The organism is Streptomyces oceani (assembly GCF_001751245.1).
Classification (GTDB): domain Bacteria; phylum Actinomycetota; class Actinomycetes; order Streptomycetales; family Streptomycetaceae; genus Streptomyces; species Streptomyces oceani.
This window is the reverse complement of sequence record NZ_LJGU01000114.1, coordinates 59,155-78,361: the sequence shown is the minus strand read 5'-3', so window position 1 is coordinate 78,361 and position 19,207 is coordinate 59,155. Positions and strand designations below refer to the sequence as shown.

12 protein-coding genes and 1 pseudogene are annotated in these 19,207 nt (G+C 72.5%); all 13 read left to right on the top strand.

The features are described 5' to 3' along the window. Nucleotides 1–446: 446 nt before the first annotated feature. Nucleotides 447–1,475, top strand: a complete 1,029-nt coding sequence (tdh, locus tag AN216_RS07630; RefSeq protein WP_070195839.1) for an L-threonine 3-dehydrogenase — start codon at nucleotides 447–449, stop codon at nucleotides 1,473–1,475. Nucleotides 1,476–1,557: 82 nt separating this feature from the next. Next, a complete protein-coding gene (locus AN216_RS07625; RefSeq protein WP_070195838.1) occupies nucleotides 1,558–2,766 on the top strand; it encodes a glycine C-acetyltransferase in 1,209 nt (402 codons plus the stop codon). An 85-nt stretch (nucleotides 2,767–2,851) separates the two neighbouring features. Further along, nucleotides 2,852–3,766, top strand: a complete 915-nt coding sequence (locus AN216_RS07620) for a LysR family transcriptional regulator (RefSeq protein ID WP_070196098.1) — start codon at nucleotides 2,852–2,854, stop codon at nucleotides 3,764–3,766. Nucleotides 3,767–4,173: 407 nt separating this feature from the next. Continuing rightward, on the top strand, nucleotides 4,174–6,063 hold the full coding sequence (locus AN216_RS07615) for an AfsR/SARP family transcriptional regulator (protein ID WP_070195837.1): 1,890 nt from the start codon (nucleotides 4,174–4,176) through the stop codon (nucleotides 6,061–6,063). Nucleotides 6,064–6,066: 3 nt separating this feature from the next. Then, nucleotides 6,067–8,301: a TOMM precursor leader peptide-binding protein gene (locus AN216_RS07610; RefSeq protein ID WP_070195836.1), complete on the top strand. Its 2,235-nt coding sequence runs from the start codon at nucleotides 6,067–6,069 to the stop codon at nucleotides 8,299–8,301. After that, entirely contained in the window at nucleotides 8,288–10,357 is a 2,070-nt protein-coding gene (locus AN216_RS07605) for a TOMM precursor leader peptide-binding protein (RefSeq protein ID WP_079166371.1), read from the top strand. The genes AN216_RS07610 and AN216_RS07605 overlap by 14 nt, the downstream gene beginning before the upstream one ends. 33 nt (nucleotides 10,358–10,390) lie before the next feature. After that, nucleotides 10,391–12,112: a SagB family peptide dehydrogenase gene (locus AN216_RS07600; protein WP_070195835.1), complete on the top strand. Its 1,722-nt coding sequence runs from the start codon at nucleotides 10,391–10,393 to the stop codon at nucleotides 12,110–12,112. Between the two features lie 4 nt (nucleotides 12,113–12,116). After that, on the top strand, nucleotides 12,117–14,912 hold the full coding sequence (locus AN216_RS07595) for a lantibiotic dehydratase (protein WP_079166370.1): 2,796 nt from the start codon (nucleotides 12,117–12,119) through the stop codon (nucleotides 14,910–14,912). Beyond that, on the top strand, nucleotides 14,909–15,961 hold the full coding sequence (locus AN216_RS07590; protein WP_070195834.1) for a lantibiotic dehydratase C-terminal domain-containing protein: 1,053 nt from the start codon (nucleotides 14,909–14,911) through the stop codon (nucleotides 15,959–15,961). Before AN216_RS07595 ends, AN216_RS07590 begins: the two co-directional genes overlap by 4 nt. 2 nt (nucleotides 15,962–15,963) lie before the next feature. Beyond that, a complete protein-coding gene (locus tag AN216_RS07585) occupies nucleotides 15,964–17,148 on the top strand; it encodes a metalloprotease (RefSeq protein ID WP_070195833.1) in 1,185 nt (394 codons plus the stop codon). Nucleotides 17,149–17,159: 11 nt separating this feature from the next. Continuing rightward, a complete protein-coding gene (locus AN216_RS07580) occupies nucleotides 17,160–18,083 on the top strand; it encodes an ABC transporter ATP-binding protein (RefSeq protein WP_070195832.1) in 924 nt (307 codons plus the stop codon). A 27-nt stretch (nucleotides 18,084–18,110) separates the two neighbouring features. Further along, nucleotides 18,111–18,866: an ABC transporter permease gene (locus tag AN216_RS07575; RefSeq protein WP_070195831.1), complete on the top strand. Its 756-nt coding sequence runs from the start codon at nucleotides 18,111–18,113 to the stop codon at nucleotides 18,864–18,866. Then, a pseudogene (locus tag AN216_RS29605) lies at nucleotides 18,863–19,207 on the top strand (hypothetical protein); the annotation flags it as partial. The gene AN216_RS07575 and the pseudogene AN216_RS29605, both read left to right, overlap by 4 nt.

The following is a 19,207-nucleotide window of genomic DNA, read 5'->3' as shown; positions in this document are numbered from 1 at the left end:
TAGAGGACGTCACGGGGCCTCCCGCACGTCGGGTGGTGTGAGATGCGCCGCGCGCTGGGGAGGGGCTACGGGAGATTCTCGATGCTTTGACGTCCAACTATATCCGAGCGGTCGAGTATTGGCATATGCCGACGTGGAAGTGCTGGTCACAGCGTTGCGGGTGGGCCCTGTGAGACATACGGACCCGTCGCTCGCCGGGCATGCCGTGCGGCGCCCGCCGGGCATGGCAGGTTCCGGCCAGGGAGGCTCGCGGGACTCGGCGGGCGGGGTCGTACGGGGGGCACGGGCCGTACGGGACGTCCGCGAGTGGCGGACGTGAAGCGGACCTGTTGCCCCGGTTAAGAAATCCTCGATGGACTCGGCGTACCGGGCTCGGCAGATTGGTGCGGGCTGGCGGCACCGCCAGCAGCGGACAGCACGCCTCACCGTCCTCCGGGAGTCACCGTATGAAAGCCCTTGTCAAGGAGAAGGCCGAGCCGGGACTGTGGCTGGCCGACGTACCGGAGCCGCGGCCCGGGCCGGCGGACGTGCTGATCAGAGTGCTGCGCACCGGAATCTGCGGCACGGACCTGCACATCCGGTCTTGGGACGGCTGGGCGCGGGAGGCGGTGAGCACGCCGCTGGTGCTGGGCCACGAGTTCGTCGGAGAGGTCGCCGCCGTGGGCGGCGAGGTGCAGACGGTCGCGGTGGGGGACCTGGTGAGCGGCGAGGGCCATCTGGTCTGCGGGGAGTGCCGCAACTGCCTGGCCGGCCGTCGCCACCTGTGCCGCGGCACCATCGGGTTGGGCGTCGGCCGGGACGGCGCGTTCGCGGAGTACGTCGCGCTGCCCGCCACGAACGTCTGGGCCCACCGCACCCCCGTGGACCTGGACGTGGCCGCGATCTTCGACCCGTTCGGCAACGCCGTGCACACCGCGCTGTCCTTCCCGGCCGTCGGCGAGGACGTGCTGATCACCGGGGCCGGACCGATCGGCGTCATGGCGGCGGCGGTCGTACGGCACGCCGGAGCCCGGAACGTGGTGGTGACCGATGTCAGCGAACCCCGGCTGGAGTTGGCCCGGAAGGCGGGCGCCAGCCTCGCGCTGAACGTCTCCACGGCGACCGTCGCCGACGCCCAGCGGGAACTCGGACTGCGCGAGGGGTTCGACATCGGTCTGGAGATGTCCGGCCGCCCCGAGGCGATGCGGGACATGCTGGACAACATGACGCACGGCGGCCGGATCGCGATGCTCGGCCTGCCCGCGGAGGAGTTCGCCGTCGACTGGGCCCGGATCGTCACATCGATGATCACCGTCAAGGGCATCTACGGCCGGGAGATGTACGAGACCTGGTACGCGATGTCCGTGCTGCTCGAGGGCGGCCTGGACATCAGTCCGGTGATCACCGGGCGTTACGACTACCGGGACTTCGACGCCGCCTTCGACGAGGCCGCGAGCGCCCGCAGCGGAAAGATCATCCTGGACTGGACCGTGTGACCCCCACTCCTCTCTCGCGCCCCACCCGTCTCGCGCGTCCCCACCCCGTCCACCCTCCCGCGTAACGCCCGAAGGAGCCTCCGTGTACGAGTCCGTCCGAGCCGAGCTGAGCAGCACCCTCGACGAGATCAAGTCCGCCGGCCTGTTCAAGCCGGAGCGTGTCATCGACACGCCACAGCGTGCCGCCGTCACGGTCACCGGCGGCGAACAGCCCGGCGAGGTGCTGAACTTCTGCGCCAACAACTACCTCGGCCTCGCCGATCATCCCGAAGTCCTCGCCGCCGCCAGGGAGGCGCTGGACCGCTGGGGTTACGGCATGGCCTCGGTGCGATTCATCTGCGGCACCCAGGACGTCCACAAGCAGCTCGAGTCGCGGCTCTCGGCGTTTCTCGGGCAGGAGGACACGATCCTCTACTCGTCCTGCTTCGACGCCAACGGCGGCGTCTTCGAGACCCTGCTCGGCGCCGAGGACGCGGTCATCTCCGACACCCTCAACCACGCCAGCATCATCGACGGCATCCGGCTGTCCAAGGCGCGCCGGCTGCGCTACCCGAACCGCGACATGGCCGAGCTGGAAGCGCGGCTCAAGGAGTCGCAGGACGCCCGCCGCCGGCTGATCGTCACCGACGGCGTGTTCTCCATGGACGGTTACGTCGCCCCGCTCGCGGACATCTGCGCACTCGCCGAGCGCTACGACGCGATGGTGATGGTCGACGACTCGCACGCGGTCGGTTTCGTCGGCGCCGGTGGCCGCGGCACTCCCGAGCTGCACGACGTGATGGACCGGGTGGACATCATCACCGGCACCCTCGGCAAGGCACTCGGCGGCGCCTCCGGCGGATACGTCGCCGCGCGCGCGGAGATCGTCGCGCTGCTGCGGCAGCGTTCCCGCCCGTACCTCTTCTCGAACTCGCTCGCGCCCGTCATCGCCGCCGCCTCGATCACCGTCCTGGATCTCCTGGAGGGTGCGGGCGAGCTGCGGGAGCGGCTGCTGGACAACACCCGGCGCTTCCGGGGGGCGATGACGGAGGCGGGCTTCGAGCTGCTGCCCGGCGACCACCCGATCGTCCCGGTGATGATCGGAGACGCCGCGGAGGCCGCCAGGATGGCCGAACTCCTGTTGGAGCGTGGGGTGTACGTGATCGGCTTCTCCTATCCGGTCGTTCCGCTCGGCCAGGCACGCATCCGGGTCCAGCTTTCGGCCGCGCACTCCGAGGCGGACGTGGAGCGGGCCGTCGCCGCGTTCGTCAGCGCCCGGGACGCGCTCCGGGCGGAGTCGCCGGCCGGCTGAGCCCGCCGGGTGGGGCGCGGGGACGGCGGGCGTACGTGGCGAGCGTACTGACGCTGGCCCGATGGCCCGGTGCGAGAATGTCCGCGTGATCGACCCAAAGCGGCTGCGCGTCCTGCGTGCCGTGGCGGACCACCAGACGGTGACCGCCGCGGCTGCCGCCCTGTACCTCACCCCCTCCGCGGTCTCCCAGCAACTCGCCGCGCTGGAGGCGGAGTCCGGGCACACCCTGCTCAGCAGGAACAGCCGGGGCGTACGCCTCACCACCGCCGGGCACATCCTGCTGGAGCACGCGCACGCCGTCGTCGCCCAGCTCGAACAGGCCGAGGCGGAGCTGGCGGCGCACGCCAGGGGCAGGGTCGGCGAGGTGGTCGTCGCGTCCTTCGCCAGCGGCATCGTCGAGGTGCTCGCCCCGGTGATCGCGCGGCTGGGTACGGTCGAACCGGGCATCCGGGTGCGGGTGCGGGACGCCGAGGGCGACGAGAGCCTGCCGCTGGTGCTGGACGGCGAGGCGGATCTCGCGGTGGCCGTCGAGTACCGGGGCGCGCCCAGCGCGGACGATCCCAGACTGACCCGGGTGCCGTTGTACGCGGAGCCGTTCGACGCCGTGCTGGACGGCTGTCATCCGCAGGTCGGGGCGGAGCGGGTCGACCTGTCCGCACTCGCCGAGGACGACTGGATCGGGCCGTACCCGGGCAACCCCTGCCGCGAGGTGACGCTGCTGGCCTGCGAACTCGCTGGCTTCGAGCCACGCCTGGTGCACGTCTCGGACGACTTCCGCGCCGTCGTCGCGCTGGCGGGGTCGGGGGCGGGGGTCGCGTTGGTGCCGCGTTCGGCGTTGCGGGGGATGGAGCTGACCAGGGCCGTGGTCCGGCCGGTGGAGGCGCCCGCCGCCACCCGCCGGGTGTTCGCTGCTGTACGCCGGGGCGCGGCCGAGCACCCGCTGATCCGCCCGGTGCTGGACGTGCTCGCGGAGGTCGCCGCCGAACTGCCCACGGAATGACGGGCGACACGGCATGGTGGCCCGGCGGCTCCACGGCTCCGTGCGTGTCCGTACGGCGGGACAACGGACGCTTTGTCGAGGAAGACAGGACACGGCTGGTTCCGGTCAACTGTTCCGCATGCCGAGAAGGCGTCCTTTTGATCGCTGTCTGCAGCATGCTGCGGTCCCTCCTGCAACATCCTGTCAATCCCCGGCCTGTTCCCGCCCCCGCGCCGTTGCCAGGATCAGGCCGCAGCACTCGCAGCGCGTCCGAGGGGGAGCTCATGAACGTACGCCGGCATCTCGGTGACGGGATGAGACGTACGCGCGGCCACGCACCGTGGTCCGCGCCCGCAACCACCGCGCCGTACGCCGGGGAGGCGCCACTTCCCGCCGGAGCCCTGCGAGCCGGCCCCCGGCGGTAACGCGTGCGGTTCCACGTGCTCGGGCCGCTGAGCATCACCGACGGCCGGGAGACCGTGATGCTCCAGCCGTCCAAACCCACGATCCTGCTGGCGACCGTGCTGCTGTACGCCAACTCCGTGGTGGCCGTCGGCCACCTGCAGCGGACCATCTGGGGTGAGCAGCAACCCAACACCGCCAAGGCGGCTCTGCAGACCTGTGTGCTGCGGCTGCGACGGCTGTTCGGCAAGTACGGCATGTACGAGACCCCCATCGAGGCGGTGCCCGGCGGCTACCGCATCACCGCCGACGAGCACACCCTCGACCTGCTCGGCTTCCGCGAACGTGTGCGCGCCGCGCGGGAGTTGTCCGGTGTCGACGACGGTGAGGCGGAGCTGTACGCCCTCAAGACCGCCCTGGCCCTCTGGCAGGGCTCGCTGCTGGCGAACGTGCCCTCCGAGGTGCTGCATCGGGACGAGGTGCCCTGGCTCCAGGAGGAGCGGCTGCGCACCGTCGAACGGGTGGCCGACCTGCAGTTGGGTCTCGGTCGCTGCGGCGAGGTGCCGGTGGAACTGTGGGGCGTCACCCGGATGTTCCCCGGCCACGAGCGGTTCCGGGAGCAGCTGATCGAGGCGCTGTACCGCACCGGCCGGCAGTCGGAGGCGCTGGCCGAGTACCGGCGCGTCAAGGCGTACCTCCTCGAGGAGTTCGGGGTGGACCCGTCGCCCTCCCTGCAGAAGCTGGAGCTGGCCATCCTCCGAGGCGAGGACCTCGGGGGCACCGGTGACGCCGGCTCCGCGCAGCTCGTACGCCTCGCCCCGCCCGGCACCGAGCCGGCACCGCGGGCCGTGGAGCCGGCACCACGGGACCGGTACACCGAGCCGGATCCGGCGGACGGCGCGGTGTCCGAGGTGACCGAGGTTCCAGCGTTCACGGGTCGTCAGGAGCAGGTCGCCGCGCTCCTGGCGTGGCTGGCCGAGGGCGCGGGCGACGGCCCCGCCCTGCTGACCGGGGCCCCCGGGGTGGGGAAGACCGCGCTCGCCAGCCATGTCGCGCAGCGTGCGCGGGAGCGGCACCCTGGCGGCACGCTGCTGGTGCGGATGGTGCGGGCGGACGGCACGCCACGCGACCCGGCCGCGCTCGTCAGGGAGGTCCGGGCCGTGCTCGACGCGCGAGCGGCCCGTACCTCGCTGACGAGCGCGGCCCGTACGCTCCTGCTGTTGGACGACGTCGTGGACGCCGAACAGGCACGCGCGCTGCTGGCGACGGTCTCCGACGGGACCGCGCTCGTCACCAGCCGCCGCAGCCTCTCCGGCCTCGTCGCCACGCACGGCGGCTGGGTGTCGAGGATCGGCACGTTCACCGACCAGGAGTCGTACGAGCTGCTGCGGGCGGCCCTGGGAGATGCGCGCGTCGTGGCCGAGCCCGAAGCGGCACACGCTCTGGCCGCCCACTGCGGCCGACACCCGCTCGCCCTGCGCATCCTGACCGCCCGGCTGCTCACCCGGCCCGGCCTGGGCCTGGCGGACGCGGTGGGTTGGCTCGCGGAGGAACCGTTCGCGCGGCTGTCCCTCCCGGACGACCCGCGGATGTCCGTACGGCATGTCCTGGAGGGGGCGCTGGACCGGATCGGGCCGGAACTGGCCGGCGCGTTCACGCACTTGGCGGGTCTGCCGGCGAACGGCTTCCTGGCCGCGGACGTACGCCGGCGCCCGGGGCGCCCCGAAGCCGGGGTGACAGCCGACACCGGCACCGGAACCGGCACCGGAACCGACGCCGACGAGCGGGTCCTCGAACAGCTCGCCGACGCCGGGCTGTTGGAGGAGGGCTCACCCGGCCCCTACCGCATGCACGACCTGCTCCGCGGCTACGCACGCTGGGCCACCGACCGAACCGGTACGAGACAAGAGGTGTAACTCGTGGCTGCTGTGTACGAGTCCCTGGCCGACACCAGGCCACGCATCCGACGGGACGTGCTCTTCACCGAGACGCCCGGCGGCGTGCTCTTCCACAATGCCGACGGCGGATTCCACCTCACCGGGCGCACCGCCTATCGCTTCGCCTCGCTGATGGTTCCCCACCTGGCCGGACAGCACCGCCTCGCGGAGATCTGCGCGGGCTTCGGCCCCGCCCAGCAGCGTATGGCCGCGGAACTGGTCAGGACGCTCTACGAGCGCGGGTTCGCCCGCGACATCCCGGAGGCCGACGACTCCCCGGAGACGCTGCTGGACGCCCCCGTGGCCAGCCGCTTCGCCGCCCAGATCGGCTACGTCGACCACTACACCGACGCCGCCCCGGCGCGTTTTCGCGCCTTCCGCGAGACCCGGGTGGCGATCCTCGGCACGGACGAGACGGCGCGCTGGTGCGCGCTGAGCCTCGTACGCAACGGTTGCGGCCGGATCGGTCTGCCCCAGGCCGCCGAGGTCAGCGCCGAGGTCACCGCCGAGGCGGCGGAGCTCGCCGAGGAGGGCTGTCCCGTACGGTTGGACCGGCTCCCCGCCACCGCCGACTGGTCCGCGTTGACGGAGTACGACGTGGTGGTGGTCACCGGCGCGGAAGCCGCCGCGGACACCTACCGACTGCTGGCGGCGGGCGTGCCGGAGGGACGTACGCTGCTGCCCGCCTGGACCTTCGGACAGCGCGCGGTGACCGGGCCGCTGCACCGCGCCGGCGGCGCCGGCTGCCTCGGCTGCGCTCTGCTCCGTCTGGGCGACAACGTCGACGAGGGCCACGCCGCCGAACTCTGGAGCGCGGTGGCCGGCGCGGCGCTGCCGCACGGCGACGCCTCCGGACCGCTCTTCGGGCCTGTCGCGGCGATGACGGGCAACCTGCTGGGCTACGAGATCTTCCGGATCACCACCGGCGCGCTGCCGGCCGAGACCGACCAGCACATCCTGCTGCAGGACCTGCGGTCGCTGGACGTGCTCGCCGAGCCGGTGCGACCGCATCCCCGCTGCCGGCTCTGCGTCGGGAACACCCCGGTGGACGCCGCCGCGGAACTCGACCCGGTGTTGACCGACGGCCCCACGCTGCCGGTGTCCCCGAGCGTGGACACCGCGCGCGAGGCCGAGGACACCGTGGAGTTGCTGGACGGGCTCAGCGGACGCCTCGTACGCGCCCACACCGGGGAGTTCACCCGCTACGACGACGAGGACCTCACCCAGACCCCGCTGAAGATCAGCCGGGTCGAGCTGCCGCTCGGGCCCGGTGCGCGGCGTACGGTCTGCGCCTTCGACGTGCACCACCTGGCGGGGGCCCGGATGCGGGCGTTGCGCGCCGCGGCCGTCCTGCACGCGGAACACGTCCGACCGGTGACCGAGGCGTCCGTCGTCGGGACCTCGCTGCTGACCAAGGAGCGGCTGACCGTCGAGGCCGCCGTGGCCCGCCCGGTCGGCCGGTACCACCGCGAGCGGCAGCCTCCAGCCGGCTCGGCCGGCGTGGGCGGTGGTACCGGCGTGGGCGGCGCGGTCGGCACGGGCGGTTCGGGTGCCGGTACGGACGTGCGGGAGGCGGTCGGCGAGGCGCTGCTGGCCGCGCTGTCCCAGGAGGCGTTGCTGCGTGCCGTACGAGGAGCCGGCGTCGCCACGCTGGTGCCGCTGGACGCCGCGGCGGAGGAGCCGGCGGCTCCGGCGGACCCCGCGGGCGAGGAGGCGACGGTGGACCCGGAGCTGGTGTTCCTGGCCCGGTCGGCACGCCACCTCGGAGTCCCGGTCGAACTGCTGGACCTGGGTGAGGCGGCGCACTCCGGTGCCCACGTGGTGCTCGCCCGGGAAGCCGACCAGACCGCCGAGGCCGGCGCGGGACGGTGGGCCACCGGCGCCGCGCTGTCCCGTACGGAGGCCGTCACGGGCGCGCTACGGGACCTGCTCGGCCAGGTCCAACTGACCGCGGAGCGCCCCGACGTGGACCTCGGGGACCCGCTGCTTCCGGAACTGCACCCCGCCACGATCGTGGCGGCGGACTTCCAGTCGGGGGAGGGCGCCGAACCGGAGCCTCGCACGGACTTCCCCCGGATACTCGAGCGGCTGCGCGCGGCTGACCGGGACGTCCTCGTACTGCCCACCACTCCGCCCGGACTGCGGGCCGGCGGCCTCAGCACCGCCCGGGTGCTGCTGACCGCGAGGGCGGACGGCGGTGCCCATGACGGCCACTGAGCACGCCCGTACGGCAGTCGCCCCCGAGGCCACCTCGGAGCGTCGAGTCCGCGCCGTGCCGGAGCCGGTGGCCGGACAGCACGCCTGCGCCGCGCTGGAGCTGCTGCTGCGCCGGGAACTCGACCCGTACGACCAGCGGGTGACGCCGGTCGTGCGCCCGCTCGGCGTCGCCGACGCCTTCGCCCCGGAAGCGGCGGAGCCACCGAGCCGGGACACCGCGCGGGACGGGGTACCGGTATGGCTGTACGGCCGGTACGCGGTGCTCGGCCCCTTCCCGCCTGAGCCGGGCTTCTTCTCGCCCCGACCGGGCGGCTCCGGGTGTCGGCCCTGCCGGCGCTGCCTGGCTCGCCGTTGGCAGGCCGTACGCTCCGTGGAGCTGCGTACGGCGTTGGAGGTCGGCGGCCCGTCCGGCGGCGGCACGGTGGCTGCCGGCGCGTCCCCGTACGTCACCCCGTTCGCCGCGACGCTGCTCGCGCAGCTGATCGCCGCCCGGAGCACGGGTGCCGGCCCGGTAACCGGCACCTTCCCGGCGGTGCACCTGGTGGATCTGGAGTCCCTGCGGGTGCGCCACTACCCCCTGGTGCCCGACCCGGAGTGCCCCGGTTGCGGGCACGTCGAGCGGGACACCCCGCGGGCGGCCACCCTGACGCTACGCCCCGCGCCCGTCTCCCGACCCGGCTCCTTCCGGGTGCGCGCGCTCGACGCGTACGAACTGCCGGTGGAGCCGTACGCCAACCCGGTGTGTGGCTCGCTGGGACCGTCCGTCGTGCACGACGTGTCGTCCACCTCCACCTCGGCGACCATCGGCTGCTTCTCCATGCGCTCCGGCGACTACCTGCGGGAGACCTTCTGGGGCGGCCACGCCGACAGCTTCGCGGACAGCGTGCGGATCGGTGTCCTGGAGGGGCTCGAGCGGTACGCGGGCATGCGCGCCCGGACCAGGACGGCCGGCGCCCACGCCTCGCTGGACTCGCTGCGCGCGCGGGGGACACCGTTGGTGGACCCGCGGGTGTGCGGCCTGTACTCGGACGCCTTCCACGAGGCCAACCCGCATGTCACCCCGTTCCGGGCGGACCGGGAGATCCCCTGGGTGTGGGGCTATTCGCTGCGGGACGAGCGTCCGCTGCTGGTGCCCGAGGTGCTGACGTACTACCACACCCCCGGCCTGGAGCACCGCTTCGTGCAGGAGAGCTCCAACGGCTGCGCCTCCGGCGGCTCACTGGAGGAGGCGGCGTACTTCGGGCTGATGGAGGTGGTCGAACGGGACGCGTTCCTGCTGGCCTGGTACGGCAGGCTGGCGCTGCCGGAGATCGACCCGGGCAGTCTCACCGGTCGCAGCCGGCACGCCGTGGACCGGCTCGCGATGTACGGCTACGAAGCCCGGTTCTTCGACACCCGGATCACCTTCCCCATCCCGGTCGTCACCGGAGTCGCCGTACGGCACGACGGCGGCCTGGGCCGGATGTGCTTCGGCGCCGGGGCGAGCCTGGACCCGGACGCGGCGGTGGCCGCGGCGCTGTGCGAGATCGCCACCGACGCGGTCAACCTCCAGGGCCGCACGCTGCGCGACGAGCAACGGTTGCGGGCCATGTCCCGTGACTACGACAAGGTGGCGGCGCTGCACGACCATCCGTTGGCGTACGGCATCCCGGAGATGGGGGACAACGCCGCCTTCCTGCTGGGCGCGCCGGGCGAGCCGCGCGCCCGCCACTCGATGGAGCGGCTCTACGTCTCGGAGGACCGACCGAGCGGTCCGCTGGGCAGCCGACCGTTGCCCTCCCAGGACCTCCGGGAGGACCTGGGCAACTGCGTGAACACGGTCTCCGCGGCGGGCTTCGACGTGGTCGTGGTGGACCAGACCATGCCGGAACAGCGGGAGTTGGGGCTGACCACGGTCAGCGTGCTGGTGCCGGGACTGTTGCCCATCGACTTCGGATGGAGCCGGCAGCGCGCGCTGCGGATGCCCCGACTGCGCACCGCCCCACGGCAGGCCGGCCTGCGCACCCACGACCTGACCAGTGCGGACCTCAACCCCGCGCCGCACCCGTTTCCGTAACCGCCCATGCGACGCAGCGCGAAGGAGCACACCATGGGTTACGCCCACGAATACGCCACCGCGATCATGCATCGCGGCCGGATTCCGATGGAGCCCACGGACTTCGTGCCGGACTGGGCCGACGGGCCGCGCAAGGGCAAGTTCTATCCTGGGGTGGAGCGCGTCCCCCTGCCGGACGGCGACTATCCGGCGGCGGCCAGCCTGGACGACGGTCTCCGCCCGGCAGGCGACCGCCCCGTTGACGACCGCGCCGCCGGGGACCGCACGACGGGCGGGTTCGATGGCCAGTTCGACCTCGCCGCGCTCGCCGGGATGCTGCGAGACTCGTACGGACTGACCGGCCGCCGGCTGGGCGTGCAGGCCAACACGGATCTGAGCGCGCTGCCGCACTATCCGCTGGCCAACTGGTCGCGCGGCTCCGCCTCGGGCGGCGGGCTGTACCCGGTCACGCTCTACTGGATCTCGGGCGCGAGCGGGCCGCTGACCCCCGGCGTGCACCACTACTCGGCACGGCACCACGCGCTGGAGCGGCTGCTGACCGGTGACGTGACCGGTCTGGTACGAGACGCGTTGGGGCCTGCCGCTCCCGGCGCGGACACCGACCAGTACTTCGTGCTGGGGGTCAAGTACTGGCAGAACGCCTTCAAGTACAACAGTTTCTCCTTCCACGCCGTGAGCATGGACGTCGGTGCCTGCCTCCAGACCTGGCGGATGTGGGCGGGAGCCCGTGGCCTGGCCGTCGAGCCGCTGTTGTGGTTCGACGAGGAGCGGCTGGCCCGGCTGCTGGGGGTGGACAGCCAGGAGGAGGGCGTGTTCGCTGTGGTGCCGCTGCGCTGGGCCGACCAGGGTGGCCCAGCCGGGTCGGGGACCTCGACGAGCCCTGCCGCACCGGCCGCCCCGACCCCCACCCCCGTCCGGGTACGTCCCCGGGACAGCGAACGCTCCCGGCGGGTGCTGAGCTTCGAGGCCCTGCGCGCCATGCAGACCGCCACCCTGGGTCACGCTCGGGCCCGTCCGGCCGCCGGCGCCCTGCGGCCGGCCGCCGCGCTTCCGCCCGACCAGGGGCGGCTCGTACGGCCGTTGCCCGCCGCACGTCCCATGGACCTGGACGTACGCTCCGCTCTGCGCCGACGGCGAAGCAGCTTCGGCAGGTTCGCGGCCGGTTCCCCGGTGACCGCCGAGCAGTTGGCGGCCTGCCTCGCCGCCGCCGACGCGGGCGCGCTGCTCGGCGGTGACAGCGGCACCGGGCACCCGCCGCACCTGCCACATCCGGCCGGCACCGCCACACCGGACGGGCCGGTCCAGCTCGCGAAGCTGTACGCCTTCGTCAACCACGTCGCCGACGTGCCGCCCGGCAGCTACGAGTACGACCCGCACCAACCGGACGGTCCCGCGCTGCGTCAGGTCACCCCCGGCTCCCCGGGGGAGTTCCTCCAGCGGAACTACTTTCTCGCGAACTACAACCTGGAACAGGCCGGCGTCGTCCTGGTGCCCACCGTCCGTACGACCGCCGTGCTTGGCGCCGTCGGCGAGCGCGGCTACCGGCTGGTCAACGCCGTGGTCGGCGCCATCGCCCAGGCCGTGTACACCGCCTCCGCCGCCCTGGACCTGGGCTGCGGAGTGGCATTGGGCTTCGACAACGTCTCCTACGTCGAGGAACTCGGTCTGCGGGGCACCGAGGAGGCGCCGCTGTTGATCATGATGATCGGCAACGAGCGTCCGCGGCCCGCCGACTTCCGGTTCGAGATCGTCTGAGCGGATGAGTACCGGAAGGAGTGCCGCCGTGGCACCGTACGACCAGACCGCGCTCCCCGAGCGACCGGCCAGCGCCGAGGCATCGGCCGGCTGGGGCTTCGGCCCCCGCTTCCTGCTGCGCGTCGCGGGACTGCCGATCGAGACCGTGGACCGCCTGCGCTGCCCGGAGAGCCGGCGGTGGGCGGAGGAGGTGCTGGAGCACGCCGAGCGCCTGCGCGCCGAGGGGGAGCGGATCGGCGACCTGCTGTACGAGCTGGTCGGCGGCTGCCAGGACGACACCACCCGGCGTGCGCTGCTGGCCTGCCGCCGCGAGGTGTTCAACAACCGGCTCCCGCGGGACCCGGAGGCCGTCGCGGAACTCGTCACCGGGTTGCGCCCGGACACCGGCCAGCGGCTCACCGCCTGGCTCGCCGACCGCCGTCGGCTGACGGACCGCGAGCGGCGCGGTGCCGACGTGTTGGCCGCCGAACTGGCGGGTACGCGCGCGGAACTGCGCGGGATCGTCGAAGACGAGCGGCTGCGCGCGGGGCTGCTGTTGGCGTCCCCCACCCTGGGTGACCAGCTGGACGTGTTCGTCCGCAAGGGCGCCGCGGAACCGCACCGGGCGCCCGACAAACGGATGCGGAAGGTGGAGCGCTCGCTGCTGTCGTACCTCTACCGAACCGCCTGCAAGACCAGCCCGTTCAGCACCTTCACAGGGGTCGCGACGGGCACTCTCACCGCCGCCCGTGACGGCGCGGCGGGCGGCGGTGAGGACTTGGCGGCGGGCCGTACGCTGCGGTTCGCCGCGCGGTGGTCCAGTCACCCGCGGCTGAACGTCGTCGCGCTCGGCCGGCTCACCGAGGCAGTCGTCGCGGACCCGGCACGCCGCGCTGACCTGCCGGTCTCCCTCGCCTCCGGCTGGGGACGGGACCACGACCGGGTGCGGTACGTACGCCGCTGGGTCACCGCGGGCGACGACGACACGGCGGTCACCTTCGACGCGGTCAAGGACCGGCTCTTCTTCCTGCGCCGCAGCGGCACCCTGGAACGCATGCTCGTCCTCTTCGAGGGACGGCCGACGCTGCGCTACGGCGAACTGACGCGTTGGCTGGCCGCCGAACAGGACGCCTCCGAGGCCGACTGCGCACGCTATCTGGAGGCCCTGCTCGACCTGGGCATGCTTCAGGTCCCGGTGTTGGGCACCCAGGTGCACGACACCGATCCGCTGCGCGCCTTCCAGAGCGCGCTGCGCGTACTGGACCGGGCCTGGGCGGACGAACTGGCGGCGACGCTGGACGGGCCGATCTCCCGGGTGGACCGGTACGCCACCGCCGACGTCACCGAGCGCCGCCGGCTTCTCGCCGAACTACGTGACGAACTGCACGTGATTCAGCGACAGTTGGGCGTGGCGGAGCCGCGGGTGCCGCGCACGCTGCTCTACGAGGACGCCACCGCCGGCACGGACACCCGGTGTGACGCGGACTCCTGGGCGGAACTGGTCGCCGAGCCGCTGCGCGGCGTGGAGCGCGTCCTGCCGGCCTTCGACCTGACGCTCCCGCAACGGATCACCCTCAAGGGCTTCTTCCTCGCTCGCTACGGCCAGGGAAACCGCTGCGCGGACCTGCTGAAGCTGGTGCACGACTTCCACGAGGACTTCTTCGACCAGTATCTGACCTTCTCCGCCCGCCGCGTCCCCTACGACGCCGAGGGCCGCTACACCCCGGAGGAGAACTGGCTCGGCCTCCCGCAGCTGAAGGCCCTGGACACCGCCCGGCAGACCTTCACCGAGGGGCTGCGGCGCCGTTGGGCCGACACCCCGCCGGACGCGGCCGAACTGCGCCTGGACGAACGACTGCTCGACCAGGTCGCCGAGGAACTCGCCAGCGTCACGCCCCGGTTCGCGCCACAGAGCCACCACGTCCAGCTGGCCGAGCGCCCCGACGACCCGCTGGTGGTGCTCAACCGGTCGTACGGCGGTCTCGCATTCCCGTTCAGCCGCTTCACCCACTGCTTCCCGGGCATGGCCGAGGAACTGCGCGCGGACAGCCGATGCGTCCAGCCCCCGGGCGCGGTTCTCGCCGAGGTCACCGGCGGGCCGGTGACCAGCAACCTCAACCTGCACGACCGACTCACCGACTACGAGATCGTGTGCCCGGGCGAGCGCGGCAGCCTGCCACCGGACCGCCAACTCGCCCTGGAGGATCTCTACCTGGAGCACGACTCCGTCGCGGATCGGCTGGTGCTGCGGTCCATCCGACTGGACCGCGAGGTGATCCCGGTCTATCTGGGCTATCTTGTGCCCCTCGCGCTGCCCGAGGTGCCGCGTACCCTGCTGATGCTCTCCCCGACCTCGATGGCGCCGCTGAGCCTCTGGGACGGCGTGCCTGCCGGCGAACCGATCGACGGGGTGACCAGCCGGCCCCGGCTGCGCCACGGCAGCGTGGTGCTCAGCCGGCGCAGCTGGAGCGCCCCCGCGTCCGTGCTCCCGCTGCGTGCCGCGCGGGACACCGACGAGAGCTGGTTCCTGGGCTGGCAGCGCTGGCGACGTACGCACGGACTGCCCGCGCGGGTCTTCGCGAACGTCACCGACAGCGCCGCCCGCGGCGCCACCGGAGCCAAGCCGCAGTACGTCGACCTGGACAGTTACCTCTCCCTGACGGCCTTCGAGGCCCTGCTGCGCAGCGCCGAGGCGCGGGTGGTGTTCCGGGAGATGCTGCCGGACGAGGACAGCCTGCACGTCGTGTCCGAACAAGGCCGTCACGTCGCGGAACTGGCCGTGGAGACCAGGGTCGCCACCCGAGGAGCGGAGGAAGCATGAGCCCGACCGAGAGCGGCGCCGTCCCGGGCGCCTGGCAGGCCACCCACGTCTTCTACGCCGCCAACCCCCGGCCGCTCCTGCTGCGTTGCGTACGCCCCCTGGTGGACGAACTCCAGGCGGAGGGTCTGCTGGAGAGCTACTTCTTCATCAACTACTGGCTGGAGGGCCCGCACGTCCGACTGCGGATGAGGCCGGCCACGCCCGGGGCCGAGGAGGAGGTGCGCAGGCGCACCGACGCCGCGCTCGACAGCTTCCTGCGGGAGCGGCCCGCGCTCTACGAGGTCGACACCGGCTTCCTCAACGAGTTCTACAACTCGCTGTTCGAGATCGAGTTCCCCACCTCGGAGCGCGGTGAGTTCATGGACAGCGAGGGACGCATGAACCTGCGGCCCAACAACTCGCACAGCCCCGAGCCGTACCACCCGGAGTACGGCAAGTACGGCGGCCCGGCCGGGATCGAGCTGGCGGAGTGGCACTTCCGCCACTCCAGCGACCTGGTCATCGAGGCGTTCGGCACCAAGAACCTGCACCTGCGCACCGTACTGCTCGGCACCTCCGCGCAGCTGATGATGGTGATGTCCGGCTGCTTCCTCCCCGGCGACGAGGAGCTGACCGACTACCTGAAGCGCTACTACGACTTCTGGCACGAGGCGTTCCCCGGCACGGGCTTCATCGGCAGCGACGAGTACGACACCAACTACGCCCGGATGGCCCCGGACCTGGCACGCCGCTTCGCCTCCATCCGGGCCGCGGTGGCTACCGGCGCGACCGAGCGGCTGCCCGGCTTCCTACGCGGCTGGGCCGAGCACTGCCTGGAGCTGCGGGACCGCGCCGGGGAGCTGGCGGAGCGCGGCGACCTGGTGTTCCGCTCCTGGGACGGCACCCGGGACGAACAGGTCACCGACCCCGCCGTGGCCCTGCCGCTTCTCCTGTCGCCGTACATGCACATGACCAACAACCGGCTGCACGTCACGATTCGGGACGAGGCGTACCTCGCCCACATCCTCGGCCGGGCGTTGCGCGAACCGCTCCCGAAGGCGGGCGCTTGACCATGACGGCACACCTGGCCGACTACCGGCCCGCACTCAAGCCGGGGGTGGTGATGACCGGCGCTCTGTTGCACGGTCCGCGGGACGTACACCTGGTGAAGAACACCGAGGACGGCCGGTCGTTCGAGGTCGGCACCAAGGAGTACTTCCTGCTCTCCCGGATGGACGGTACGCACAGCCTGCGGGACCTCGGCGCGGCGTACGCACAGCGGTACGGTCGACGGCTGGGAGACGGCAACTGGCAGCAGTTGCTCGGCATGCTGGGCTCCCGGGGGCTGTTGTCCGGGGCACCGGCGGGTGCGTCCGGTTCTCCCGGCAGCGGTTCTCCGGGCTCCGTGCCCCCCGGCTCCGTGCCCGCCGGCTCCGGGATCTCCGCTGGAGAACCGCCTCGCTTGCCGCCCGACCGCCCCGCCAACACCCTGCTGCGCGGCAGTCTCTCCCTCACCGCCGACGCGGAGGCCACCGTCAGCACGCTCCACCGCCGGGCCCGGTTCCTGCGCTCCCCTCTGGTCCTGGTGCCGTTGCTGTTGTTGACCCTAGTGATGGAGGCCACGCTGCTGCTTCGGCTGGCGGACGTACTGCGGGGCACCCGGGAGCTGTTCCTGCACCCGGTGCCGCTGACCGCCGCGGCCATCGCGCTGTGGGCGAGCACCGCACTGCACGAGCTGGCCCACGGAGTGGTCGCACGACACCACGGGGGCCGGGTCACCGACATCGGACTGCGCTGGCGACTGCCCTCGGTGCTGATGTACTGCACCGTCGAGAACTACCTCTACCTGCGAAGACGCCGCCACCAAGTCAGCACGGCGCTGGCCGGCGCCGCGACGAACCTGCTGTTCCTGCTGCCCTTCTGGGCGGTGTGGCTGCTGGCTCCGGTCGACCGGGCCACCGAACACGCCCTCGCCGGGCTGTTGTTCCTCGGTTCCGTGCAGGCCCTCGCGATGCTCGTGCCGCTGCCCCCGCTGGACGGCTACAAGATCGTCAGCCAGCTGCTCGGGGCCACGGACCTCGCCGCGTCCAGTCGTGCGTACCTGCGATTGGCCGCGCGCCGCGACCCCGCCCGTGCCGACTACCCCGCCCGCACGCGCCGGGTCTACGCCGCCTACGGCCTGGGCGCGCTGCTCGTGCTGTGCGCGGTACTGGCAGCCGTGGGTCTTCTCGTCCACCATCTGTTGACCCTCTCGTGAAGGAGCACCCCGTGACCCCCACCTCCCGCGCCCCGGACACGCCAGCCGTCGAACTCGACGGCGTGCGGAAGCGGTACGGCGACACCCACGCCGTCGACGACGTCTCGCTGACCGTCGCGCGCGGCGAGTTCTTCGGCCTGCTCGGCCCCAACGGCGCGGGAAAGACCACCCTGGTGGAGATGATGGAGGGGCTGCGCGAAGCGGACTCCGGCGCCATCTCCGTCCTCGGCCACCGCCCCTGGCCCCGCGATGTGGAACTCCTGCCGCGCCTGGGCGTCCAGACCCAGGCTTCGCCGTTCTTCGTACGCCTCACGGCACGCGAGCATCTGCGTACCGTCGCCGCCCTGTACGCGGCGGACCCGGCGGCCGTGGAACGTACGCTCTCCAGCGTCGGCCTGACCGAGCACGCCGAGGTGCGGGTCGACGACCTCTCCGGTGGCCAGCGGCAACGGCTCGCCATCGCCGCCGCGCTGGTGCACGACCCGGAACTGATCTTCCTGGACGAGCCCACCGCCGCACTCGACCCGCAGGCCCGCCGTGCCCTGTGGGACGTGCTCCGCGGTCTGAAGAGCGCCGGCCGCACCATCGTCTACACCACCCACCACCTGGACGAGGCGGAGGCGCTCTGCGACCGGGTGGCGATCATGGTGCACGGCCGGATCACCGCGCTGGACACTCCCAACCAACTGATCGCGGCGGGGAGCACGGTCACGCGGCTGGTCGTACCGGCAGCACGCCTGTCCCTCGAGGACGCGCGGGCCATCGACGGCGTGCAGAACGCCACCACCGAGGACGACGTGGTCGTGCTGGAGACGCTGGACGCCGGTCCGGTGCTGGCCGCGGTGGAGAAACTCGCCGGCCTGCAGGGCGTCCAGACCCGCACGGCGAGCCTGGAGGACGTCTACCTCGAACTCACCGGCACGTCACAGAGCTGACCGCACCACCCCACACGGAGCAATCCCATGAGCGCATTCGCCGCACTGAGCGAGGCCGGCTACCGGGCGTACGTCCGGGACAAGACCACCCTCTTCTTCACCTTTGCCTTCCCGATGCTGTTCCTCGTCGTCTTCGGGCTGATCTTCAGCGGCAAGGACGTGGAGCAGAGCGGGCAGCCCTACATCAACTACATCGCCCCCGGCGTCCTCTCCTGGGGCGTCGCCAACGCCGCGGTGTTCGGCGTCGGCTTCGTGCTCATGCAGTGGCGACGCGACGACCTGCTGCGGCTGATCCGCATGACCCCGACCCCGGTGTCCGCCATCCTGGCCTCCCGCTACGTGCTGGCGCTGGCCATCGGGGTGGTGCAGAGCGTGCTGTTCGTCGCGGTCGCCGTGCTGCCCGTCTTCGGACTGAGCCTCTCCGGCAGTTGGCCCGCGGCGCTCCCGGTGCTGGTGCTGGGCATCACGGCCTTCCTCGCCCTGGGCGTCATCGTCGGCTCGTACGCGAGGACCCCGGAGGCCGTCGCGGCCGTCGCCAACTGCCTGATGATCCCGATGGCGTTCCTGTCCGGTTCCTTCTTCCCGCTCGACGCGATGCCGTCCTGGATGCAGAGCATCTCCTGGGTGCTGCCGCTGCGCTACGTCAACGAGGGCATCTCCACCGCCATCACCGGAGAGGGCAGCTCCACGGACGTCCTCGTCGCCTGCGGCGGCATCCTCGGCTTCACCGTGGTGTTCGGCGCCATCGCGTTGAAGACCTTCCGCTGGAGCGACCGCGCATGACGACCCCTCAGCCGGCGGGCCGCCGTCCTGGCAGGGGTGTGGCCGGTGACGGGGACGCCACGGGTGCCGTCAGCCCGGCACCGGAGCCGGAGCCGGGCCGTGCGCCCCTGGAGACGGCCCGCCGGTGGCTGCAACGGGAACTCACGGCCCGCCACGAGCGGGTGCGCGACCGCCCCGCGGTAGCCACCGCCGGTGGAGCCGCCGGCCCTGGACCAGCCGCCGACTCAACCGCCGGCCCTGCCTGGCCCACACCACGAGTGGTCCCGCTGGGCGCGGCGGACGTGCTCGGCACCGGGCGCCCCGACCCGTACGCCGCCGCCCGCCCCGGTGCCACCGTGCAC

What these genes read in the sequence shown, in the direction of transcription:
- tdh (WP_070195839.1), top strand. Translation starts at nt 447, where the DNA reads ATGAAAGCCCTTGTCAAGGAGAAGGCCGAGCCGGGACTGTGGCTGGCC.
- AN216_RS07605 (WP_079166371.1), top strand. Translation starts at nt 8,288, where the DNA reads ATGACGGCCACTGAGCACGCCCGTACGGCAGTCGCCCCCGAGGCCACC.
- AN216_RS07600 (WP_070195835.1), top strand. Translation starts at nt 10,391, where the DNA reads ATGGGTTACGCCCACGAATACGCCACCGCGATCATGCATCGCGGCCGG.
- AN216_RS07595 (WP_079166370.1), top strand. Translation starts at nt 12,117, where the DNA reads ATGAGTACCGGAAGGAGTGCCGCCGTGGCACCGTACGACCAGACCGCG.
- AN216_RS07590 (WP_070195834.1), top strand. Translation starts at nt 14,909, where the DNA reads ATGAGCCCGACCGAGAGCGGCGCCGTCCCGGGCGCCTGGCAGGCCACC.
- AN216_RS07585 (WP_070195833.1), top strand. Translation starts at nt 15,964, where the DNA reads ATGACGGCACACCTGGCCGACTACCGGCCCGCACTCAAGCCGGGGGTG.
- AN216_RS07575 (WP_070195831.1), top strand. Translation starts at nt 18,111, where the DNA reads ATGAGCGCATTCGCCGCACTGAGCGAGGCCGGCTACCGGGCGTACGTC.